At 60.7% G+C, this 22,345-nt stretch carries 17 protein-coding genes; 15 read left to right on the top strand and 2 right to left on the bottom strand.

What is annotated here, in order from left to right:
* Positions 1–2: 2 nt before the first annotated feature.
* From rpsD to Q5H92_RS01345, 8 genes are all read left to right on the top strand, one after another.
* The gene (rpsD, locus tag Q5H92_RS01380) at positions 3–608 is read left to right on the top strand and encodes a 30S ribosomal protein S4 (protein WP_196291021.1); all 606 of its coding nucleotides are present in this window, start codon (positions 3–5) and stop codon (positions 606–608) included.
* Between the two features lie 90 nt (positions 609–698).
* Entirely contained in the window at positions 699–1,688 is a 990-nt protein-coding gene (locus tag Q5H92_RS01375; RefSeq protein ID WP_196291022.1) for a DNA-directed RNA polymerase subunit alpha, read from the top strand.
* 170 nt (positions 1,689–1,858) lie between these two features.
* The gene (rplQ, locus tag Q5H92_RS01370) at positions 1,859–2,467 is read left to right on the top strand and encodes a 50S ribosomal protein L17 (protein ID WP_305009684.1); all 609 of its coding nucleotides are present in this window, start codon (positions 1,859–1,861) and stop codon (positions 2,465–2,467) included.
* A 100-nt stretch (positions 2,468–2,567) separates the two neighbouring features.
* Complete coding sequence (locus Q5H92_RS01365) at positions 2,568–3,200, top strand: TlpA family protein disulfide reductase (protein ID WP_305009682.1); 633 nt, start codon at positions 2,568–2,570, stop codon at positions 3,198–3,200.
* Positions 3,201–3,269: 69 nt separating this feature from the next.
* Positions 3,270–4,541, top strand: coding sequence for a phosphopyruvate hydratase (eno, locus tag Q5H92_RS01360; RefSeq protein ID WP_208178140.1), 1,272 nt, complete (start codon positions 3,270–3,272; stop codon positions 4,539–4,541).
* Between the two features lie 76 nt (positions 4,542–4,617).
* Complete coding sequence (locus tag Q5H92_RS01355; RefSeq protein WP_305009681.1) at positions 4,618–4,932, top strand: FtsB family cell division protein; 315 nt, start codon at positions 4,618–4,620, stop codon at positions 4,930–4,932.
* Positions 4,933–5,040: 108 nt separating this feature from the next.
* Positions 5,041–8,697: a CARDB domain-containing protein gene (locus Q5H92_RS01350; protein ID WP_305009680.1), complete on the top strand. Its 3,657-nt coding sequence runs from the start codon at positions 5,041–5,043 to the stop codon at positions 8,695–8,697.
* A 174-nt stretch (positions 8,698–8,871) separates the two neighbouring features.
* Positions 8,872–9,279, top strand: coding sequence for a hypothetical protein (locus Q5H92_RS01345; protein ID WP_305009679.1), 408 nt, complete (start codon positions 8,872–8,874; stop codon positions 9,277–9,279).
* Positions 9,280–9,322: 43 nt separating this feature from the next.
* Here the strand turns inward: Q5H92_RS01345 and Q5H92_RS01340 are convergent, their stop codons facing one another.
* Entirely contained in the window at positions 9,323–10,669 is a 1,347-nt protein-coding gene (locus Q5H92_RS01340; RefSeq protein WP_305009678.1) for an O-antigen ligase family protein, read from the bottom strand.
* A 49-nt stretch (positions 10,670–10,718) separates the two neighbouring features.
* Positions 10,719–12,590, bottom strand: a complete 1,872-nt coding sequence (hscA, locus tag Q5H92_RS01335; protein ID WP_305009677.1) for a Fe-S protein assembly chaperone HscA — start codon at positions 12,588–12,590, stop codon at positions 10,719–10,721.
* Positions 12,591–12,898: 308 nt separating this feature from the next.
* Here hscA and Q5H92_RS01330 point away from each other — a divergent pair, with 308 nt between their 5' ends.
* The 7 genes from Q5H92_RS01330 (at position 12,899) to Q5H92_RS01300 (ending at position 22,302) form a co-directional block, all read left to right on the top strand.
* Positions 12,899–15,145, top strand: a complete 2,247-nt coding sequence (locus Q5H92_RS01330; RefSeq protein WP_305009676.1) for a DUF4331 family protein — start codon at positions 12,899–12,901, stop codon at positions 15,143–15,145.
* 185 nt (positions 15,146–15,330) lie between these two features.
* Positions 15,331–16,659, top strand: a complete 1,329-nt coding sequence (locus tag Q5H92_RS01325) for a tetratricopeptide repeat protein (protein ID WP_305009675.1) — start codon at positions 15,331–15,333, stop codon at positions 16,657–16,659.
* Positions 16,660–16,756: 97 nt separating this feature from the next.
* On the top strand, positions 16,757–17,449 hold the full coding sequence (locus Q5H92_RS01320) for a HupE/UreJ family protein (RefSeq protein WP_305009674.1): 693 nt from the start codon (positions 16,757–16,759) through the stop codon (positions 17,447–17,449).
* An 82-nt stretch (positions 17,450–17,531) separates the two neighbouring features.
* Positions 17,532–17,918, top strand: a complete 387-nt coding sequence (locus Q5H92_RS01315; protein WP_305009673.1) for a hypothetical protein — start codon at positions 17,532–17,534, stop codon at positions 17,916–17,918.
* A 150-nt stretch (positions 17,919–18,068) separates the two neighbouring features.
* Complete coding sequence (locus Q5H92_RS01310) at positions 18,069–18,302, top strand: hypothetical protein (protein ID WP_305009672.1); 234 nt, start codon at positions 18,069–18,071, stop codon at positions 18,300–18,302.
* 53 nt (positions 18,303–18,355) lie between these two features.
* On the top strand, positions 18,356–20,659 hold the full coding sequence (locus Q5H92_RS01305; protein ID WP_305009671.1) for a TonB-dependent receptor: 2,304 nt from the start codon (positions 18,356–18,358) through the stop codon (positions 20,657–20,659).
* A 74-nt stretch (positions 20,660–20,733) separates the two neighbouring features.
* Entirely contained in the window at positions 20,734–22,302 is a 1,569-nt protein-coding gene (locus tag Q5H92_RS01300) for a DUF4139 domain-containing protein (RefSeq protein ID WP_305009670.1), read from the top strand.
* Positions 22,303–22,345: the final 43 nt, after the last annotated feature.

The raw sequence follows: 22,345 nt of genomic DNA, 5'->3' as shown, positions 1-22,345 counted from the left end.
CAATGGCACGTTATACCGGCCCTACCTCAAAAATTGCCCGTCGCTTCAACGAGCCGATTTTCGGCCCGAGCAAAGCGCTCAACAAAAAAGCCTATCCTCCGGGCCAGCACGGCCGCGGCCGTCGCAAGAAGCAGTCGGAGTACGCTGTCCAGCTGATGGAGAAGCAGAAGGTGAAGTACATGTACGGCATGTTGGAGAAGCAATTCGAAAACCTGTTCCACAAAGCAGCAGCGCTCCCCGGCATCACCGGTGACAACCTGCTCGCCCTGCTGGAAGCCCGTCTGGACAACGCCGTGTACCGTTTGGGCATTGCCTCGACGCGTCGCGCTGCCCGCCAGCTCGTTGGTCACAAGCACATCACCGTGAACGGTGAAGTGGTGAACATCCCTTCGTACCACTTGCGTCCCGGCGACATTGTGGCCGTGCGTGAGAAGTCGAAGTCGCTGGAAGCCATCACCACGAGCCTGTCGGTTCGCAACTCGCGCCAGTTCTCGTGGCTGGAGTGGGACGGCAAGGAGTTGGCTGGCAAGTTCCTCAACGCCCCCGCCCGTGAGCTGATTCCGGAGAAAATCACCGAGCAGCTCATCGTCGAACTGTATTCGAAGTAAGTAACGCTACTGGTAGCGGCCCGGCAGTTTGTCGGGCCGCACTTGTGCTTATACTTCACCAATTTTTTTCAAATTTTTTACGCCCCACATATGTCAATCTTAGCTTTTCAGATGCCGGAGAAAGTGGTGATGGAGAAATCCGACGACTTCACCGGGACGTTTGAATTTAAGCCGCTCGAGAAGGGCTACGGCGTCACCATCGGCAATGCGCTGCGTCGCATTCTGTTGTCGTCGCTGGAGGGTTTCGCCATCACGTCGGTGCGCACCAACAGCGTGCTGCACGAGTTTTCGACCATCGAAGGGGTGATTGAGGACATGTCCGAAATCATCCTGAACCTGAAAATGGTTCGCTTCAAGAAGGTGAGCGACGCCATCTCGGATAAAATTACGGTGCGCGTGAAAGGCCAGGATACCTTTTCGGGCGCTGATATTGCCAAGTTCGCCAGCGGCTTCGAAGTACTGAACCCCGACCACGTGATTGCCCACCTCGACCCTAGCGTAGAGCTGGAGTTGGAGCTGACGATTGCCCGGGGCCGTGGCTACGTGCCCGCCGACGAGAACAAGCCGGCTGACCAGGTTTTCGGTCAGATTGCCATCGATGCTATCTACACGCCCATCAAGAACGTGAAGTACAGCATCGAGAACACCCGCGTGGAGCAGAAGACCGACTATGAGAAGCTCGTTATCGAGATTCAGACCGACGGTTCGATTCACCCGGAGGAAGCATTGAAAGGTGCGGCCAACATCCTCATTCAGCACTTCATGCTGTTCTCGGACAACACGATGACCCTCGAAGGTCCGCGCGTGACCGAAGACGAGCCGATTGACGAGGAAACCATGCAGATGCGCAAGATGCTCAAGACTCCGCTGGAGGACATGGAGCTCAGCGTACGCGCCAAGAACTGCCTCAAGGCTGCCGACATCAAGACGATGGGCGAGCTGGTGCAGCTCGAAATTGCCGACATGATGAAGTTCCGCAACTTCGGCAAGAAGAGCCTGACCGAGCTGGAAAACCTCGTGGAAGAGCGTGGTCTGGAGTTCGGCATGGACCTGGGCAAGTATCGCCTGGACGAAGACTAGAATATCGATTAAAGATGTGCTGATTGGCTGGACTTGTCCGGCGGGTTAGCACATCTTCTTTTTTATCCATTTACTATTTCACCAGTGTGCCCAAGGGGCAGCGGTTCTAATGAGGCCTCAGAGGCCCGCCGTGGTCGCCGCCCGCAAGCACACATTTTTTCAAACGACCGATGCGTCACGGAAGAAAAATCAACCACCTGGGCCGGACCACCGCCCACCGCCACGCCATGTTGTCGAACATGGCTTCGTCGCTCATCCTGCACAAGCGTCTGACGACGACTGTGGCCAAAGCCAAAGCCCTGCGCAAGTACGTGGAGCCGATGCTGACCAAGTCGAAGGAAGACACGACGCACTCGCGCCGCATGGTGTTCGCCGCTCTGCAGGACAAAGAGTCGATTAAGGAGCTGTTTGGCAACATTTCGGGCAAAATTGCTAACCGTCCCGGTGGCTATACCCGCATCCTGAAGCTGAGCGATACCCGTCTGGGCGACAACGCCGAGATGTGCATCATCGAGCTGGTGGACTTCAACGAGACCCTGATTGAGTCGAAGCAGGCGGCTGCTGATAAGGCTGCTGCTGGCACTACCCGTCGTTCGCGTCGTGGTGGTAAGAAAGCTGCTGGCGATGCCGCTGCTACTACTTCGGCTACCGAAGTGAAAGGCGAAGCTGTTGCTCCTAACGCAGTAGTTGAGCAGTCGGCTCCGGCTGACACGGCTACCGAAACTGTTAAGGACGGCGAGAGCCGCGAAGAAGCTAAGGCTGACGAAGCTGGTGCTTAATTCGTAGCAATTGCTATTGATAGAAAAGGGACGCTCCGTGAGGGGCGTCCCTTTTTTTGTTTATTTATCGCTTCGTTTTAGCTTGTCATTTCAATGAACCATGCTTTCAATCAAAACAGCGGTTTTAGCAGTAACATGTGCTGCAATGCTGCATTCGTGTCAGGTGAACCCTCGATTTAGCAAGCTCTCCAAGAAAGAACAAGCGGAGTTGCAACCTGCTGCTTTGCCTGATTCCGGTAAGCCGGAGCAAGCAACCACGGGTGAAGGAGGGATTGCGGCCGGAGCGCAGGTCTTTAAGGTGGACGCGGCGGGTATCCAACGATTGGTAGGGGAGAAGGACATCACGCATGTTTATATCTACGGGAGCTTTTGCAAGCCTTGCGTAGCGGAAATGCCTGTTATCATGCGCATGCATGAGGCACAGCCAGCAGTGGGGCTAGTGATGGTGACGCCGGAAAGTTGGGTCGAACTCAATCAGGTGAAACGGTTCTTGGTTGCTCGCCAAGTTGTGTTTCCGACCTACATACTCGATATGGAGAAGTACGGAGATGAGTTCACGGGCATCAAGCGTTATTCTAAGCTGCTGAATGAACTGTACCCGGGTTATACTGGTCCGACAGGGTTTCCTACGCACTTGCTGCTGAACCGGCAGCATAAGGTGCTGTATGCGACGGCTGGCGCGGGGCACTTCAACGCCAGCGTGCTGGATTCGGTGTTACGGTCAAACCGTTGATGCTGCGGTTAAGTGCGGCAATTGGGAACCAGGGGCGTAAGTTTGCGCCGAACTAATCTCACTTAAGTTATGAGCTTCATCTCGCAAATTCACGCTCGCCAGATTTTTGATTCCCGCGGTAATCCGACCGTGGAAGTGGACGTAACGCTTGATTCGGGCGTGGTAGGCCGCGCCGCCGTTCCTTCGGGCGCCAGCACGGGCAAACACGAGGCTGTAGAGCTGCGCGACGACGACAAGTCGATGTACATGGGCAAGGGTGTGCTGAAGGCTGTAGAGAACGTCAATTCTCGCATTGCCGAGGAATTGGTGGGCTTCTCGGTGTATGAGCAGGCACTGCTCGACAAGATTATGCTGGAAATGGACGGTACGCCTAATAAGGCGAACCTGGGTGCTAACGCCATCCTAGGCGTGAGCCTGGCAGCGGCCCGTGCGGCAGCGCAGGATGCTGGGATGCCGCTGTATCGCTACGTGGGCGGGGTAGGGGCAGCCACACTGCCGGTGCCGATGATGAACATCCTAAACGGTGGTTCGCACGCCGATAACTCGATTGACTTCCAGGAATTCATGATTATGCCCACGGGCGCGTCTTCTTTTTCGGAAGCGCTGCGTTGGGGCACGGAAATTTTCCACCACCTGAAGAACGTGCTCAAGAAGCAAGGCTTCAGCACCAACGTGGGCGATGAAGGCGGTTTTGCTCCGAACATTAAGTCGAACGAAGACGCTATTAAAATTGTGTTGCAGGCCATTGAAACGGCCGGTTACCGGCCTGGCGAGGACGTGTTCATTGCCATGGATGCGGCCGTTTCGGAATTCTACGAGGATGGCGTGTACCACTTCAAGAAGAGCACTGGCGACAAGCTGACTTCGAGCCAGATGGTGGACTACTGGGCCGATTGGGTGAAGAAATATCCCATCATCAGCCTGGAAGACGGCATGGACGAGGACGACTGGAGCGGCTGGAAATCCCTCACCGAGCGTGTGGGCAAGCAGACCCAACTGGTGGGCGACGACTTGTTTGTGACCAACGTGGACCGTTTGCAGCGCGGCATTGACGAAGGCATTGCCAACGCCATTCTCATCAAGGTGAATCAGATTGGTACGCTAACCGAAACTATCAACGCCGTGAACCTGGGCCGCCGCAATGGTTACAAGTCGGTGATGAGCCACCGCTCGGGTGAGACGGAGGACAGCACAATTGCGGATTTGGCCGTGGCGCTGAACACCGGCCAGATTAAGACGGGCTCGGCGTCGCGCTCGGACCGGATGGCCAAGTACAACCAGCTGCTCCGCATTGAGGAGGAGCTGGGCGAGGTGGCTTACTTCCCTGGTAAAAAGATGTAACCATTCTGATGGTTAGTTGAATAAAAGGCCAATTTCGTTAGCACGGAATTGGCCTTTTGTATTACCTTTATCCCCGATGAATCTACCTCATTTCATTAGCCCGGTACTCCGGGTGGCCCGCAGTTTCTACTTTCTCACCGGCATGGGCTTTCTGGTCTGGATGCTGGTCTTCGATGCAAACGATTTGGGCAAGCAGTTCGACATCTACCGCAAGTGGCAGGAGCTACGTAGTGAGAAGCAGTATTACCTCGACAACATTGAGGTGGTGAAAAAAGAGCGGGCCGAACTAATGAGCTCGCCGGCGTTGCTCGAAAAATTTGCGCGGGAAAAATACCTCATGAAACGTCCTGGTGAGGACGTATTCGTGCTGGTGCCCCAAAATGACAACTAACGACTGACTTAGTGCCCGACGTGGCTGGCAGCTTTTTTGCTGTGAGCGCGCCGGGATTTTTTTGTCCTTCAAAACAATATTCATTCCTTTTTATCAACAAATTTTCACATGAAACAAACCTACCCTCTGCTGTTTCAAGGCAAATTATGGCTGGCGCTGATGGCCGCCATTCTGTGGTGGAGCCAGGCGGCTAACGCCCAGACCTACAACCTGCCCACCACCGGCATTACGTCGGTAACCACCTGTTCCGGCACGCTTTACGATGACGGCGGCCCCTCGGGCAACTACGCGTTGAACGCCTACGGCGGCACGACGCTGACGCCTTCAACTGCTGGTAACAAGATTCGCCTGCAGTTCTCGACTTTCAACATCGACCCTTACTACGATGTGGTGCGGATATACGACGGCAGCTCGACCTCGGCGCCGCTGATTGGCGAGTACTCCAACTACAATCTGCCCCCGGCTTCGGTGTACGCGACCAACTCGGCGGGCACGCTCACCGTGCTGTTGCAGAGCGACAGCTACTATAGCTACAGCGGCTTCGCGGCTTCGATTGCCTGTGTGACGACCGTGCCGCTCGCAGATTTGGCCGTGCAGGGCGCTTCGGTGAGCCCGCTGAGTACGGTGGCCGGCAACTCGGTTTCGCTGAGCTGCTCCATCTACAACATTGGCGCGAACACGGCGGCCAGCAGCAACGTGGGCTACTACTTCTCAACTGATGCCACGCTGGATGCCAGCGACGTTCTACTGAATTATACGACGGGCTACGCGCTGAACTCGGGCGTGTCGAGCACGCGCTACGCCACGGCGACCATTCCGGCCACGGCCACCCCGGGCAACTACTACATCCTGTTTGTGGGCGACTACCTGAACCAGGTGACGGAAAGCAACGAGAACAACAACGTGGCTTCGGTGAACGTGACGGTGGTGGCGCCGAGCATTGACCTGACCATTGTGCAGCCATCGGTTTCGCCGCTGAACACGGCGGTGGGCACGCCCATCAACATGAACTGCTACATTCTGAACTCGGGCAACGCGGTGGCGCCCAGCAGCAGCGTGGGCTTCTACATTTCGACCGACCAAACACTGGATGCCAGCGACATTCTGTTGACTTCGCAGTACGGTGGCGCGCTGACGACGACGTATTCGTCGTCGCGCTACGGCACGGCGGCTATTCCGACGGGCCTCACGCCCGGCACATACTACATCCTGTTTGCGGCCGATTACCAAAACCAGGTTAGCGAGACCAACGAAACCAACAACGTGGCTTCGGTAGCTATTACGGTGGCACCTCCTGGTGTCGACTTGGTGGTGCAGCAAGAGACGTTGTACCCCAGCTCCAGTGCTGCCGGTGGCACCACGCAGGCTTCGGCCTCGATATATAACCAGGGCAACGTGACGGCAACGAGCAGCAACATGGGTTTCTACCTCTCGACCAACACCACGTTTGACGCCAACGACGTGCTGCTGTACACGGCCTCGGGTAGCGCGCTGGGCTCCAACCTTTCGTCGTACCGTTCGGGCTACCTAACCATTCCGGTGGGCACCACGCCCGGTAGCTATTACATTCTATTTGTGGCCGACCCCACCAATGTGGTGAGCGAAACCAACGAAACCAACAACGTGCGCAGCGTGGCCTTCACGGTGATTGCGCCTTCGATTGACTTGTCAGTGTCGTCGGCTTACGTGTCGCCGAGCACCGTGGCGTCGGGCGGCACGGCCACTGCCTCGGCCTACCTATACAACCAAGGCAATGCGCCGGCCACTCCGGCCAACATGAGCTTCTACCTGTCGACGAACACCACGTTCGACGCCAGCGACGTGCTGGTGGGCAGCCAGAACTCCACCACCCTGGCTGGCGGCAATTACGTCAGCATCTATTCCACCGTCACGGTGCCGGCCGCAACGGCCACGGGCACTTACTACCTGCTGTTTGTGGCCGACCCCACCAACCTGGTGACGGAAACTAACGAGAACAACAACGTCGCCTACACGACCCTGACGGTAACCGCCCCGGGCATCGACCTGCAGGTGAGCCAGGCGTACGCGACGCCGTATACGGTAGGTGTAGGCGGCTCGCTCAGCATGTCTTCGTACATCTACAACACTGGCACGCTCTCATCGCCGAGCAGCACGATGGGTTACTATTTGTCGACCAATGCCGTGCTGGACGCCAGCGACGTGCTGCTGACCACGGTAGCCGGCACCTCCCTCGGGGCCAACCTGAGCGCCTACCGCACGGCCACGAGCACCATTCCGGCGGGCACGGCGCCCGGCTACTACTACGTATTGTTTGTGGCTGACCCCGCCAACGCGGTGAGCGAAACCAACGAAAACAACAACGTGGCCTATACCACGATTCAGGTAACGGTACCGTCCATCGACCTGCAGATTACACAGCTGTACCTGGGCGCGACTTCGGTATCGCCCGGCGGCACGCTGGCGGTTTCGTCCTACGTTTACAACGCGGGCAACACTAGTTCGCCGAGCAGCAACGCGGGCTATTACCTTTCGACCAATACCACGCTGGACGCCAGCGACGTGCTGCTGACCACCACCACCGGCGGCGCACTGGGCAGCTACCAGTACTTGTCCTCGGCCGCCACGGTGACGATTCCGACCGGCACCACGGCGGGCAACTACTACATGCTGGCCGTGGCCGACCCTACCAACGTGGTGAGCGAAACCAACGAAACCAACAACGTGGCCTACTACCAGTTCACAGTAACGGGGCCGTTTACGGGCACGGTGGTGCCCTTCACCGGCACGGCTACGGTTACGACCTGCAACACAACGGTGTACGACCACGGCGGTTTCGGCAACTATTCGGACAACGCCAACGGTACCCTCGTTATCAACCCCGGCACGACGGGCAGCCGCGTACAGCTCACCTTCAACTCGTTTGCCGTTGAAACCTGCTGCGATGCTCTGCGCATTTATGACGGCCCGAACACCCAGTCGCCTTTGCTGGCCACGCTGACCTACCTGCCTTCGCTGCCCATTCAGGCCAGTGCCACCAACACGTCGGGCGCCCTGACGCTGGTGTTTACGAGCGACGGCAGCGTGACGGCTTCGGGCTTTGATGCCGCCGTGACGTGCGTGAACGCGCCCACGGTATCGCCCGACCTGCTGCTGACCCAGATTGGCGCTTCGCCTTCGTCGGTGCCCGCCGGCGGCAACTTGTCGCTGAGCGCCACGATTCAGAACCAGGGGGTGGGTTCGGCCGCTACGTCGGCCGTGGGCTACTACCTCTCCACCAATCAGACGCTGGATGCCAGCGACGTGCTGCTGGGCACCAGCGCCGGCACGGCCCTCGCCTCGGGCGCCAGCGCCAACCGCCAACTGACGGCTCCTGTACCGGCTAACACGGCGGTAGGTGCCTACTACGTCCTCTTCGTGGCCGACCCGCTGAACGTGGAAACGGAAACCAACGAAACCAACAACGTGGCTGCCCTGGCCGTGACGGTAACCCGTGGCACTGCTACCCGCGACCAGACCACTGGCTACACCGTGGCCGTAGCACCGAACCCCGTAGTGAGCGGCAACGCCCTGCGCGTGCAGCTGAGCGGCGCTGGCAACAGCGGCGCGGCTTCGATTGACCTCTACAATGCCCTGGGCCAGCGCGTGCTGACGCAGGCCATGCAGTTGGGGGCCGGCCGTGCTAATCAGGCCGAATTGCCGACCCACGGCTTGGCTACGGGTGTGTACACCCTGCGCCTCACCGGCAGCGGCCTGAGCGTGACGCGCCGCGTAGTGATTGAATAAATGCAGTAGCTGAAACCAGTGCCGACGGCTCTGGAACGAAGGCGGCAGGCCCAGCGTAACAGCCGGACCGGCCGCCTTCGCTTATTTTGGGCCATGGTAGAGATGATGCGCCATTGGCCTGTGTTGATGCTAATGGCCGCGGGAACAGTCCTGCCTCTGGGCAGAACGCCGCCAATGCAGGCCGAGCGGCGGCCCGGCCAGGCGCAGGCGGCCGGCCTGTTTCTGCGGGCAGTGCTGCACGCCGACTACCCGGCCGCTTATGCCCGGCTGGCACCAGAAGTGCGCCAGGGACTCACCCTGGCTCGCTTTGCGGCGGCGGCCCGGCCACTTTGGAAGAGCGGCCAGCGCCACGGAAGCGGTATTGAGCTCTACAAGCTGGGCGTGCGCTTGGGCGACCGGGGCGGCTCCCGCCTGTTCTACTCATTCTCCTTTGCGGCCGATTCGGTGGCTAAAAGCCCATCTGAGCTGCTGGAAGTGACTTTCCGGGACACTGCATCGCGGGCCGTGCTGGGCTTCAGCCTGCGCACCCCGGCCAAAGCAGCCAGCAGTCGGCCACCACTTCCGCGAAGTGGAACCAAGTAGGAGGCCGCTCAGCCTATAGCTTTGGCTACTGGCAGCAGACTTGTCAGGCGTGCGTGTCCAGCGCCGGCTCGGGTTTGCCCATGGCGGCGGGAGCTACGGGCATGGCTGCCCGCGCGTAATGGCGCTGCAGGCCCACGGCCAGCCAAAATAACACGATGACCCGGGGTTCCTGCCAGAAGTCCTGTGTGAAGGAGTGCAGCAGGAAAAACAGCAAATAGGCCGTGAAGCCCACCTGCGCCGGCGTTTGCTCCCACCGAAACACCCATTTCAGTTGGCGCACCAGCAGGTAGCCGAGCAGCAACAGGCCCGACAGCAGGCCCAGCGCGCCAGCCTCGGCCAGCCAGTCGAGGTAAAGGTTGTGGGCGTTCATGCGCCGCAGGGTGGGGGTGTAGTTGGGGTGGGCCGGGTCGTGGCGCACAAACTCCAGGTAACGGTCGGGGAAGGTGCCGGGGCCTACGCCCACCACCGGCTCCTGCTGGAACAGGTCGAGGCTGAACACCCAGCGGCTCATGCGTTCGGCGTTCGACTCGTTAGCCGAGGAGAAGTCGCTCACCGAGCCCAATTCATGCAGCAGGTTGGTTTTGGTAGCCGTGGGCGGGTGCGGGTGCGCAATATTAATAACCTGCCAGGCACTGAGCACTAGGCAACTGGCCACCGCCCATGGCAACAGCAGCCGCACGCCCGCCTCGCGCCCCGAAAACGCCAGCAGCAACAGCGCCTGCGCCAGCAGCGAGATATAGGACGCCCGCGAGTACGAGAACGCCACCACCATCAGCACGCCCGTGAGCAGAATGGTGACTAGGAACCGCCCGCGCTGGTTTTGTGCCCGCGGGTGGTAGAGCAGCACCATGTTGAGCAGCAGAATGAGCGGCTCCAGCACCACCGTGAGGTTGGTGTGGCCGTGCTCCAAAAAAGGGCGCGCTACGAAATACGAAAACGTGTAGGAGATGCCGGTACTTGCGTGCCGTAGCAAGGCATAGGCCGCCAGCAGGCTGGTGCCCAGCGCCAGCGCCCCCAGGGCCCGGAACCACTCAGTACGCTCCAGTCGCAGCACCCGCTGCACCCCGTAGCCGAAACCCGTATAGAGTAATATCGTGGCGAAGTACTTGGCCGACACCAGCACATCACCCGAAAAAACCGTGGACAAAAACAACGCCCCTACGTGCAGCCCGATGAGCTTGTCGAGGCGCCGGGCAGTGCGGGGCCAGGCCACCCAGCCGGCCAGCAACCCCACTATCAAAATGCCCACCGTGAGGGCCATGAGGGGCTCCGAAGCCAGCAGCAGCCCGAAATGCCAACGCGGCGAAAACCAGGCTACCGACAGCGGCACGCTGGCCAGCGCCACGTAAAACAGTCCCAACAACAGGCTCCGAAAACGCGAAGGAGTCATGCAGAAAAAGAAAATGCACCGCCGCCCGGTGCAATGAAGCCCGTCGGCACTACCCGATTTCTTTGCCCGCCATGGCCTGCTGAATGGAGATGTTCATCACCCGCTCGGCGTAGGGCCGCGTCAGCTCGTCCAGCTCGTCCATGGCTTTGAGAATGGGGTCGCGGTCGGTGCCGGCCAGGGCGGTGCGCACGTTAGCCACTTGGGCTTCGGTATCGGCCAGCTCAGTTTCAGTAAGGTGCTGGCGGTTTTTGCGGGTAAAGTTGTCGACTTGGTAGAGCAACTGCTCGGCGGCCGTGCGGGCTTCGATGAGCAGGCGGGCGGCCACATCGTCTTTGGCGTTCACCAGCGAATCCATCAGCATCTGCTCCACTTGCTCGTCGGTGAGGCCGTACTGGGGCTTGATTTCGACCTGCTGGCGCGTATTCGAGCGCAGCTCAACGGCTTCTACTTTCAGAATGCCGTCGGCATTGAGCAGGAAATTGACATCGACTTTGGGCAGGCCCGCCGGCATGGCCGGCAGGCCGGTTAGCACAAACTCGCCCAGCTTGCGGTTCTGGCTCACGAGGTCGCGTTCGCCCTGATACACGGCGATTTTGAGGTTCACCTGCCCGTCCACGCTGGTGGTGTACTGGCGGCCGGCTTTGGTCGGAATCTTGGAATTGCGCGGAATGATGGGGTCGAGCAGGCCGCCCAGCGTTTCGATGCCCAGCGTGAGCGGCGTCACATCCAGCAGCAGTACATCGCGCCGGTTGCCGGCCAGAATATCGGCCTGAATGGCGGCGCCCAGCGCCACCACCTCGTCGGGGTTCAGCGAGTTGTTGGCCGGCTGGCCGAAGAACTCACTCACCGCCTCGTACACCAGCGGCACGCGCGTAGAGCCGCCCACCAGCAGCACGGCGTCAAGCACCGTGTCGAGCTTGGCGTCGGCCACGGCCTGGCGGCAGGCCGCGATGGTGCGGTCTACCAGCGGGCGAATGAGGTCGTTGAACTGGGCACGGGTGAGCGCGACGGTGGTGTTCTGGCCCGCCTCGTCGGTCAGGTGCGTGGTGAAGTCGTCGTGCTGGCTCAGGTATTTCTTGGCCATCTCGGCCGCCAGGCGCAGCTGCTGCTGCAGGTGCGGATTGGTGTGGAAGGTTTCGGGCAGGTCGAACGTGGCCGTCCAGTGGTCCACCACGGCGCGGTCTAGGTCGTCGCCGCCCAGGTAGGTATCGCCATTGGTGCTCAGCACCTCAAAAATGCCCTGCTGAATGCGCAGAATGCTGATGTCGAAGGTGCCGCCGCCAAGGTCGTACACAGCCACGGTCTTCTCCTCGTCGGGGTCGAGGCCGATGCCGTAGGCCAGCGCGGCGGCCGTGGGCTCGTTCACGATGCGAAGCACTTCCAGACCCGCCAAGCGGCCGGCGTCGCGGGTGGCCTGGCGCTGCGAGTCGTTGAAGTAAGCCGGCACGGTGATGACGGCGCGGTTGACGGGCGTTTTGAGGGCATGCTCGGCGCGGGCGCGCAGCTCCTTCAGAATATCGGCCGACAGCTCGATGGGCGAGTAGAACCGGTCGCCAACCCGGATTTTTACCAAGCCTTCCGAATTGTCGTCGATGACTTTGTAGCCGAGCTGGGTGGCGTGCTGGCCGAGGTCGCGGTAGCTTTTGCCCAGCAGGCGCTTCACCGAATAGATGGTGCGCTGCGGGTCGGTGAGCAGAAACTCGCGGGCTTCAGTGCCGATGACGGGCTCGGCCCCATCGGCCGGGAAATGCACCACCGAGGGCACGATGGTGCCGCGGCCCAGGTCGTTGATGGCCATGGGCTGGCGGGTTTCGGGGTGCACGTAGGCCACTAGGCTGTTAGTGGTGCCCAGGTCGATGCCCACAATGATTTCTTCTTGCTGAAGGCTGCCGGTGGCAAGGTTGATAGCGACTGTAGCCATTTATCGGGGAGGGGCCGGCGTGTCCGTCGGCCCGGAGTAATAATAAAATAACGCCGAATAGCGCGGTACAAAAGTAGCCCCTAAACCAGCGCGGCCCCGAAATGATGCAGAACCGACGGCCGTGGTTCGCCAAAGCCCGAATTTTATTTGGCTATTTTATAAAAGTTCCAAACCGAAACGATTGTTGGGGACGTAAGGAGAGAAGAATACCACATAACTGCCGGGAAGCTAATTATCTGGGTGCTCCGGCAACCAGTGTTCAGCTACCGTATTGCCACCTTTTTTTCCACCATAACCCGTTCTTTTACATGAAAAACCTGCTTACTCGTCCTCTACTTCCTGTTGCTCTGCTCGCAACCGCGGTAGGAGGGATACTGGCCATCAGTGGCCAGCACAATACGCTGGAGGCCTCGAGCCACCGCGAAGCCCCGCTCATCGCTGACGACCCGCTGGCCGACAACACCGACCTCTACGTGTTCCGTTCGCCCGACGCCCCGAACAATGACGGCAACGCCACGGCCACCATCATTGCCAACTACATCCCGTTCGAGTTGCCGCAGGGCGGCCCCAACTTCAACTCGTTTGGTGAGAACATCCGCTACGAGATTCACGTCAAAAACAACCCTGCCACGACGGGCGACGACATCACATACCGCTTCACGTTTACCCGCACCAACCAGGCCCCGACGACCTTCTTCCGGGTACGGCTGGGCCAGGAAAACCTGAAGACCACCTATATGCTTGAGCAAAGCCTAGCTGGCGGTGCTTTTACCACCCTGGTGACAGCCGGACAGGTGCCTGCCCCTAACATTGGGCCGCGGTCTATCACCAGCACGCCGGCTGGTCTGGGCCAAACCAATTATCAAACCTATCTGGAAAGCACTGTTCAACAAGTGGCAACTACTGGGGGCAACATGCAGGTATACTGCGGTCCTTCCGACGATGCCTTCTTTACAGACCTGGGCGCTATTTTCGACCTGGGTGCGGTGCGTTCGCCCGGTGGCGCCCGCGATGGCTTGGCCCGTAAGAACGTGCACAGCATTGTGATGAAGATTCCGGTGGCCGCTCTGGTCCGTACCGGCACTCCGGCTCTCACGGCCACCACCAACCCCTTGGCGGGCACTACTTCGCCGGCCTCGCCCGTGTCGCCCTACACCATTGGTGTGTGGGCTTCGGCCAGCCGCCTGTCGCTGCGCACCATCAATACCGACGGTACGCAGACCCAAACCGGTACTTACGTGCAGGTATCGCGCATTGGTATGCCCCTGACCAACGAGGTAGTGCAGCCCGTGGGCATGAAGGATGCCTGGAACAACGACACGCCGTATGGCGTGGCAACGCCGGCCGCTGGCTCGCGCCAAGCCATGTTTGAGGCCAACCTGAAAAACCCCGAACTGGGGTTGTACATGGCCGATAACGTGCCCGTGAACGGCGCGGCTCCTAAGCCGGCCAACCAAACGTACTACGGCGAAGCCATTCAAGGTCCGGTCGGTCCGACCCGCGGCCTGGGCTTGTTGCGTATCCAAACCAAGTCGCTGGCCGGCCTGCTGCCTGCGCCTTTGGCTGGTGGCTTCGACTTCCGGAACGGTGCTCCCGGTCTGGCTCCGATTTTCGGCAACGCGCTGACGAACGGTACGGCCCTGGCTCCTGTGGCGCAGGGTGGATTTGGCGAAGTGCTGCTGAATGGCGGCGTAAGCGGTTCGCCGCGCTCGGTTGACTTGCTGCCCATCTTCCACACCGGCGTACCCAACCTGCCCCCCTACCAGTTGGCCACCGGCAAAACCGGCAACAACCCGCTGACGGCTGGCAAGCCTTTTGTGAACAACTTCCTGCCCACCTTCGGCGACATGCTGCGCATCAACTTGGCGGTGCCCCCCACGTCGCGCACTTCGGCCGACTTTAGCTCGGAAGGCCTGCTCGCCGCTGCCGTACTGGGCCTCACCGATGCCCGTTACACCGCCAGCGGTGCCAACTACATCGCCATCCCGAACATGGACGGCTTCCCGAACGGCCGTCGCCTCGAAGATGACGTCACCCGGATTGAACTGCAAGCTGTGGGTGGTGCCGTACTGGCCGCCATCGGCCTGTGGTACGACGACTACACGGTGGGTACTTCGCCCTCGCCCCTCACTACGCAACTGACCAACGTGGTGGGTTTCACTACCAATGTGGAGCGCAACGACACGACCTTCCGCACGACTTTCCCGTTTGTGCAGACGCCCTGGAGCGGTACCACCGCCCAGCGCGTGGCCCTCGCTCAGCGCTCGTCCAACCTCGGCCTCTCGCCCAACCTGACCGTGGCTCAGGCCTACCCGAACCCTTTCATCGGCACCACCACGCTGCACTTCGAGTTGCCTGCTAAAGGCACGATGAGCGTTGTTATCAGCGATGTGACCGGCCGCCGGGTAGCCACCATTGCCAAGGACAAAACCTTTGCCCAAGGCGTGAACGAGTTGACCTGGAACCCGGGCCGCGATGTGGCCGCCGGCCAGTACATCGCCACTCTTTACAGCGGCCAGACGGTCGTGCAATCCATCCGCATCGAACGTCAATAACCGACCTTAGTGCCTGAATGAAGAGCCGTCGTTGGGCCCGCATGGGACTGGCGGCGGCTCTCTTTTAATTCAGAACTTTAGGTATTTCGTAGTCAGTAATCAAGCTCAGTCAAAGCTGCCGAGCTGTTATTCTTAGTTTGATTGATGACTGCCAAATACCAACTATCTTGATAAAAACTTCTGCTTTGAAAAAGTATCTATACCCAGCTTTACTAGTGGTTTTCGGCCTGCTGGCCGCCGCTATTTTTGTTTTTAAGAAACCTGCCCCGCGCACGCCGGAGCTGAAAATGCGCCACGGCGACCTGGCCGCTGGCGGCGAATGGCTGAACACCAAGGCCGCCATTGAGGGCTTGCTGGCCAAATTGCGCACCAACCCCAACGACCAGAAAAGCCGCCTGCTGCTGGCCCAGGCCTACATGCAGGAAGCCCGCGTGACCGGCGACCACCCCTACTACGACGGTGCCGCCATGGGCCTGCTGGAAGAAGTGGTGCAGGCCGAGCCCGAAAACTTCGAGGCCCTGTGCTGCAAGGCTTCGCTGTGCCTCACGCAGCACCATTTTGCTCAGGGCCTGGGCATTGCCCAGCAAGCCCAGAAAATCAACCCCAATAGTGGCTTCGTGTACGGCCTGCTGACCGATGCCAACGTGGAGATGGGCCACTACGACGAGGCCGTGAAAATGGCCGATAAGATGAATGCCCTACGCCCCGATTTGGCTTCATACGCCCGCGCCAGCTACCTGCGCGAGATTTATGGCGATGTGCCGGGCGCCATTCAGGCCATGGACATGGCCGCTAAGGCCGGTTACATTGGCCTGGAGCAAACCGAGTGGACGCGCGTGGCCCTGGGCCACCTCTACGAAGTGAGCGGCGACACGGCCAGCGCCCACGGCCACTACCTGATGGCGCTGGCCGCCCGCCCCGGCTATGCTTACGCGCTGGCCGGCCTGGGCCGCATTGCCGCCGCCCGCAAAGACTACGCGACGGCCATCAAATACTACCAGCAGGCGCGCGTGACGGTGAAGGATTATGCTTTTACGGATGAGCTGACCGACCTGTACCGCCTCAACGGCCAGCCCGCCGAGTCGAAAAAAATGGCTGCCGAGTCCATCGACATGCTGGCCAGCGCCGCCCAGGAAGCCGACGACAACGAGCAGATGGGCCACTACGCCGACCGCGAGTTGGCCTACGCCTACCTCAAAACCAACGAGCTGGACAAGGCCCTGGAGCACGCCAAAATTGAGTACGACCGCCGGCCTGACAACATCGACGTGAACGAAACCATGGCCTGGGTGCTCTATAAGCGTGGCCAGTATGCCGACGCCCAGAAGTATATGCAGGTGGCCCGCCGCACCGGCTCGAAGAACCCCGTGCTGCTGTGCCGCGCCGGCCTTATTCTGACCAAGCTGGGCAAAACGACCGAAGGCCAGGCCCTCATCGAAAGCTCGCTGAAAACGGCTCCCTACCTGAACCCTGACGTGGAAGCAGAAGGCAAGAAGCTGCTGGCTGCCCGGTAGCGTTGTAGCGTGGACTCTGCGAGTCCGTGCCTGTGTGACCGTTCTGCAACGAGCGGACTCGCAGAGTCCGCGCTACATTGCGCCGAAACCGCTTTCCATGAAACCACCCACATTGCTTGCTGAAATACGCCTGCCGCGCCGTGCCTTGGTGCTGCTGCCGCTACTGGCGTTGCTAGCTACGCCGGCCGCCGCGCACGTCCTCAACACGGACCTGAGCAAGCTTTCGCGGACGGAGATTTTCTGGACCTACCTGCAGCTGGGCTTCACGCACATCATTCCGCTGGGGTTCGACCACATCCTATTCATCATCAGCCTCTACATTCTGGAGCCGCGCCTCAAGCCCGTACTCATGCAGGCCACGGCTTTCACCGTGGCGCATTCCATCACGCTAGGGCTGGCCATGTACGGGCTGATTTCGCCGCCCTCGGCCGTAATTGAGCCCATTATTGCGCTGTCCATTCTGTTTGTGGCCATCGAAAACATCATTACCGACAAGCTGAACCCGTGGCGCCTGCTCATTGTGTTCGGCTTCGGGCTGGTGCACGGCATGGGGTTCGCTTCGGCGCTCACGGGGCTGGGGCTGCCGCAGAAAGACTATTTCGGCTCGCTCATTTCCTTCAACGTGGGCGTGGAGCTGGGCCAGGTTTCGGTGATTTTGCTGTGCTGGGCGCTGGTGGGCCGCTGGGCCGCCGGCAGAAGCTGGTACAAGCAGCGCGTGGTGGTGCCGGTGTCGGTGGTCATCGGGCTGGTGGCAGCGTACTGGACCGTTGAGCGCGTGTTTTTTGCTTGAGCCAGCCAGATGAGCATGACGTTCTGAAAAAAAATACCCCTTACACCCAATTGCATCGTAGATACCGCAACCGCCGCCGCTTATGTCCCGCCAACTCCTCACGCTGCTGCTGCTGCTCAACTATCTGCTGGTAGTTGGTGCCGGCCTCGTGGAGCGACCGGCGCGGCCCATCACCCGGCCTTTTGCCTACGTGCACAGCCCCGATTGCCAGCTGAAGCACACCCTGCGCCTGGCCTGCTTTGATGATTGCAATGGCGTGCAGTACACCGTAAAGAAAGCAGGCGAGCGCCTGCCGCTACAGCAGTTGCTCAACTCCTTCAAAGGGTTGGATACGCATTGCCTTTCTGAAGTGCGGGTGGCGTTTGTCCGGCCGGTTTTTATTGCTTTGGAATCCCGGCTGGGGGCCCGTATAGTGGCCGTGCCCGTCGGGTACCGGGGCCAGATTGAGTTGCCGCCCCGTCGGGGATAAGTTGATTTCGGGCCTGTTTGCTTTCAGTTTGAATCCAAACGGGGCCACTGCGCACGGCTGCTAGCAAGCAGCCGCGCCGATTCATCTTATCCAATCATCCGACGCTGCCTGCCGGGCCGTGGGGCCCGGGCGCGTTCAACTCCCATTCCCATGATTTTCCGGGCCAATTCCCTCCAACCCGTAGCGGCTGCTGCGGGCATTACCTCTCGTGTGCAACTGCCGGCCGCTGGCCGCCTTGCCGCCAATCCATTAGGGCTGAATGGCCGCCAAGTCCTGCCCACCGAAGCCATTACGCGCAACCAGGCGCGTGGCCACATGGGCCAGCAACGCACCCAGCACCAGGTGCAGTGCCGGGCCAACTGCATGAGCAAAGCCAACTTCTAATCCGAACGAGCGGCTTCGCTCCGGCGGGGCCGCTCATCTTTCTTCTGCATCACATGAAACAACTCTCTACTGTTCTTATTGCTTTGCTCATGGCAATTTGCGGGCTGACACCAACCGCTGCCGCCCAAACTACCGCCACCCTGCGCGGCACCGTGGCCGATTCCCTGTCCGGCCTGCCGGTGGCGGGCGTGAGCGTGGGCCTGCAGGGCCAGCCCGGCGGCACCGCCACCGATGCGCTCGGGCAGTTCCGTCTCGGCGGCATTGCGCCCGGCACGTATTTGCTGCGCATCGGCGCCTTGGGCTACCGCGCCCAAACCATGCCCGTAGTCCTGGCTGCCGGCGAAACCCGCAGCCTGAAGCTGACCGCCGCTGCTACCACCCTCAACCTCTCGGAAGTGACTGTGAGCCAGCCGCGCGACCCCAACCAGAGCCTGGCCGCCATCTCGCACATTGACCAGCTGCTGCGGCCCGTGAACTCGGCCCAGGACCTGCTGCGGCTGGTGCCGGGTTTGTTCATCGCGCAACACGCGGGCGGCGGCAAGGCCGAGCAGATTTTTCTGCGCGGCTTCGACTGCGACCACGGCACCGATTTCGCGGTGAGCATTGACGGGCTGCCGGTGAACATGGTGAGCCACGCCCACGGCCAGGGCTACGCCGATTTCCACTTCGTGATACCCGAAACGGTGGAGCAGCTCAAGGTGTACAAAGGCCCCTACACGGCCCGCTTTGGCGATTTTGCTACGGCCGGCGCGGGTGAGTTCACCACCAAAACCAGCTTAGAGCACAGCCAGGTGAAGCTGGAGTTGGGCCAGTTCGACACCCGCCGGGCCTTGGTGATGCTGGACCTGCTGGGTACCAGCCGCCACCTGCTCAGCAAGCGCCCCGAAAGCGCCTACGTGGCGGCCGAGTACAACTTCACCAACTCCTACTTCGACAACCCGCAGCATTTCAAGCGCTTCAATGGCTTGGCCAAATACACCGGCCAGCTGTCGGAAAAAACCTCGCTCACGCTGCTGGGCTCGCATTTCACCTCGCGCTGGGATGCCAGCGGGCAAATTCCCGAGCGCGCCGTGCGCGACGGCAGTATCTCGCGCTACGGCAGCATCGACCCCAGCGAGGGCGGCAACACCAGCCGCACCAATGCCTCCGTCGTCCTCACCACCGCACTGCCGCACGACGCGGTGCTGCGCCAACAGGCCTACTACTCGAAGTACGATTTCAGCCTGTTTTCCAACTTCACGTTCTTCCTGCGCGACCCGGTGAACGGCGACGAAATCGAGCAGACCGACGACCGCCACCTCTTCGGCTATACTGCCACCTACGACCGCGACGACCAGCTTGGCGCCCGCCAACTGCACAGCACGCTGGGCGTGGGCACCCGCAACGATTTCTCCAACCTGGGCCTCTACACGGCCGTGCGGCGCCGGATTCTCGGCACCACCACCCAGGGCAAGTTGTTCGAGCAAAATATCAACGCCTACCTCGACGAAACCCTGAGCCTCACCGACCGCCTCACGGTGAACGCCGCCCTGCGGGCCGATTTCTTCACCTTCGATTTCCGGGGCACCGCAACCAACGAAGACAGCCGGCAGCTGGAGCCGCTGCGGGGCCGCGTCAGCCACGCGCGCGTCTCGCCCAAGCTCAACCTGTATTACCAGCTCACGCCCGCCGTGCAGCTGTTTGCGCGCTCGGGCTTCGGCTTCCATTCGAATGATGCGCGGGGCGTAATTCGCGACGCCAACGCCAACGTGCTGCCCCGCGCCATCGGCTCGGAGGTGGGCAGTACCTTCAAGCCCCTGCCCAGCCTGGTGGTGAATGCGGCGCTCTGGAGCCTGCATTTGCAGGATGAACTGGTGTATGTGGGCGACGAGGCCGTGGTGGAGAGCACCGGCCCCACCCAGCGCTACGGCCTGGATTTGTCGGTGCGCTACCAGCTCAGCCGCCGCCTGTTTCTCGACGGCGACTTCAACTACAACCACGGCCGCCAGCTCGACGCGCCCGCCGAGGCCAACTACATCCCGCTCGCGCCCACCTTCACTAGCACCGGCGGCCTCAGCTACAAGGCACCCCGGGGCCTGGGCGGCAGCCTGCGCTACCGCCATATCGACAACCGGCCCGCCAACGACGACGGCAGCATCACGGCCCGCGGTTACTTCCTCTTCGATGCCGTGCTGGCTTACACCACGCCCCGCTTCCAAATCGGGGCCACCGCCGAAAACCTGCTCAATGTGGAATGGAACCAGGCCCAGTTTGCCACCGAAACCCGCCTGCGCACCGAAACCGACCCGGTCGATGAGCTGCATTTCACGCCTGGCACGCCGTTTTATGCGAAGCTGAACGTGAGCGTGTTCTTTTAAAGGGAAGCGGAGGTTTGCAAAGGGTCAATCAGGTGCATCTTCGCTTGGCGAATGCACTTGATTGACCCTTTCCTATGCCAAAACATTACTTGTTGTTTCTACCGGGGCTGTTAGCGGCCGTTGGCAGTCTGGCCCAAACGCCTCAGCAAACCGTGAAGCCACCGCTCACCAACGTCACGGTGTACCTGAACGGTACAGCGCTGGAACACCGGGGCAAGGTCACCCTATTAGCCGGACTGAACCGCATCATCGTCAATAATTTGTCGCCGCGCATGAAGTCCGAAACCCTGGAGGTGCGCCTGGGCGATGAGGCCGAGCTGCTTTCGGTGAGCGACGACGACGACGAAGCCAAGGCGCCCGCCCCGACGCCCCTCTACCAAACGGCCGCCGACAGCCTCAGCCGGGCCGAGGCCGAATTGCTCACCATCGACGGCGAACTGCAGGGCCTGCAACAGGAAAAAGCGTTTTTGCTGGCCAATCAGGCGCTGCCTTCGGGCACGCAGGCCAATTGGAGCACCGAGGTGCAGAAAGGGGCCACGCTCATGCGCACCCGCCTGCCGGTCATTCAGCAGGAAACCAACCGCTTGCAAAGCCGACAGCAGGCGTTGCGCGGCCAGGTCAGCCAGCTTCGGCCACGGGCGAACGAAACCACTTACGGCGACTGGCAGGTGCTGCTGGTGCGGGCTGCCCGCCCCGTGACGGTACCCCTGACAATGACGTACTACGTTTCGAGCCGCATGCCGTGGCGGCCGAAGCTGGACATTCGGGCCAATGCCACGGGCCGGGAGCTGGCCTTCATCACGCACGGGTTCCTGCGCAACCAATCGGGGCTGCCGTGGCAGCAGGTGCGCCTCGTGCTGATGCGCCACGCGCAAAGCGAGGACCTCACGCGCCCCAACCTGGAGCCCTGGGCATTGGATTTTGACGGCGGCGACCACACCGGGGAGGGCCGGGTCGACGAGTTTGTGGTGAAAGGCACTGCCAAGGGCCGCCCCATTGAAGCGGCGCAGAGCACGCGCTACGAAGTGCCGGAACTGGTAACACTGGCGCCCTACAAGTCCCGGGAGCTGACGCTGCCGCCGGCCAACCTGACGGGCCGCCCCGAGTACCTGGCCATCCCGCGCTTGTCGGACAAGGTGTTTTTGCAGGCCAAAGTGTCGGGCTGGGAAGGTTTGCAGCTGCCCGATGAAGCCCGGGTGTACCACCAGGGCATGTACGTGGGCGATACCGAGCTCAACGACCGGGCCTACAACGACTCGCTGGAAGTGGTATTGGGCCACGATGAGCAGCTGGTAGTAGGCCGGGCCAAGCTTGAGGATTTCAGCAGCAACGCCCCGCTCAGCGACAAGCGCCGCGTGCGCCTCACCTACGAGCTCAACGTGCGCAACCGCCACCCCGAAACCGTGCGCCTGCGCTTGCTCGACCAGATTCCGATTTCCGAAGAGAAAGAAATCAGTGTGAAAGTGCTCGAAACCAGCGGGGCCGAGCTGGACGCTCTCTCCGGCAAGCTAACGTGGCTGCTCACCCTGAACTCCGGCGAGAACAAGCGCGTGCGCTTCACCTTTCAGGTCGATTATCCAAAGGACAAAAAGGTGGAAATCATCAACCATCAGGTTCGGATTTCAAATCCCAAATTCCGGTAATCACGGCTGCCAATGCCCAAGCAAAAGGCCCGTCTGCAAACGC

The sequence above is a fragment of the Hymenobacter mellowenesis genome (assembly GCF_030581005.1).
GTDB lineage: Bacteria > Bacteroidota > Bacteroidia > Cytophagales > Hymenobacteraceae > Hymenobacter > Hymenobacter mellowenesis.
This window is presented reverse-complemented; position numbering and strand designations above follow the sequence as displayed.

What these genes read in the sequence shown, in the direction of transcription:
- Q5H92_RS01300 (WP_305009670.1), top strand. Translation starts at nt 20,734, where the DNA reads ATGCCAAAACATTACTTGTTGTTTCTACCGGGGCTGTTAGCGGCCGTT.
- rpsD (WP_196291021.1), top strand. Translation starts at nt 3, where the DNA reads ATGGCACGTTATACCGGCCCTACCTCAAAAATTGCCCGTCGCTTCAAC.
- Q5H92_RS01340 (WP_305009678.1), bottom strand. Translation starts at nt 10,669, where the DNA reads ATGACTCCTTCGCGTTTTCGGAGCCTGTTGTTGGGACTGTTTTACGTG.
- Q5H92_RS01330 (WP_305009676.1), top strand. Translation starts at nt 12,899, where the DNA reads ATGAAAAACCTGCTTACTCGTCCTCTACTTCCTGTTGCTCTGCTCGCA.
- Q5H92_RS01315 (WP_305009673.1), top strand. Translation starts at nt 17,532, where the DNA reads ATGTCCCGCCAACTCCTCACGCTGCTGCTGCTGCTCAACTATCTGCTG.
- eno (WP_208178140.1), top strand. Translation starts at nt 3,270, where the DNA reads ATGAGCTTCATCTCGCAAATTCACGCTCGCCAGATTTTTGATTCCCGC.
- Q5H92_RS01305 (WP_305009671.1), top strand. Translation starts at nt 18,356, where the DNA reads ATGAAACAACTCTCTACTGTTCTTATTGCTTTGCTCATGGCAATTTGC.
- Q5H92_RS01310 (WP_305009672.1), top strand. Translation starts at nt 18,069, where the DNA reads ATGATTTTCCGGGCCAATTCCCTCCAACCCGTAGCGGCTGCTGCGGGC.
- hscA (WP_305009677.1), bottom strand. Translation starts at nt 12,590, where the DNA reads ATGGCTACAGTCGCTATCAACCTTGCCACCGGCAGCCTTCAGCAAGAA.
- Q5H92_RS01350 (WP_305009680.1), top strand. Translation starts at nt 5,041, where the DNA reads ATGAAACAAACCTACCCTCTGCTGTTTCAAGGCAAATTATGGCTGGCG.
- Q5H92_RS01365 (WP_305009682.1), top strand. Translation starts at nt 2,568, where the DNA reads ATGCTTTCAATCAAAACAGCGGTTTTAGCAGTAACATGTGCTGCAATG.
- rplQ (WP_305009684.1), top strand. Translation starts at nt 1,859, where the DNA reads ATGCGTCACGGAAGAAAAATCAACCACCTGGGCCGGACCACCGCCCAC.
- Q5H92_RS01345 (WP_305009679.1), top strand. Translation starts at nt 8,872, where the DNA reads ATGCAGGCCGAGCGGCGGCCCGGCCAGGCGCAGGCGGCCGGCCTGTTT.
- Q5H92_RS01320 (WP_305009674.1), top strand. Translation starts at nt 16,757, where the DNA reads ATGAAACCACCCACATTGCTTGCTGAAATACGCCTGCCGCGCCGTGCC.
- Q5H92_RS01355 (WP_305009681.1), top strand. Translation starts at nt 4,618, where the DNA reads ATGAATCTACCTCATTTCATTAGCCCGGTACTCCGGGTGGCCCGCAGT.
- Q5H92_RS01375 (WP_196291022.1), top strand. Translation starts at nt 699, where the DNA reads ATGTCAATCTTAGCTTTTCAGATGCCGGAGAAAGTGGTGATGGAGAAA.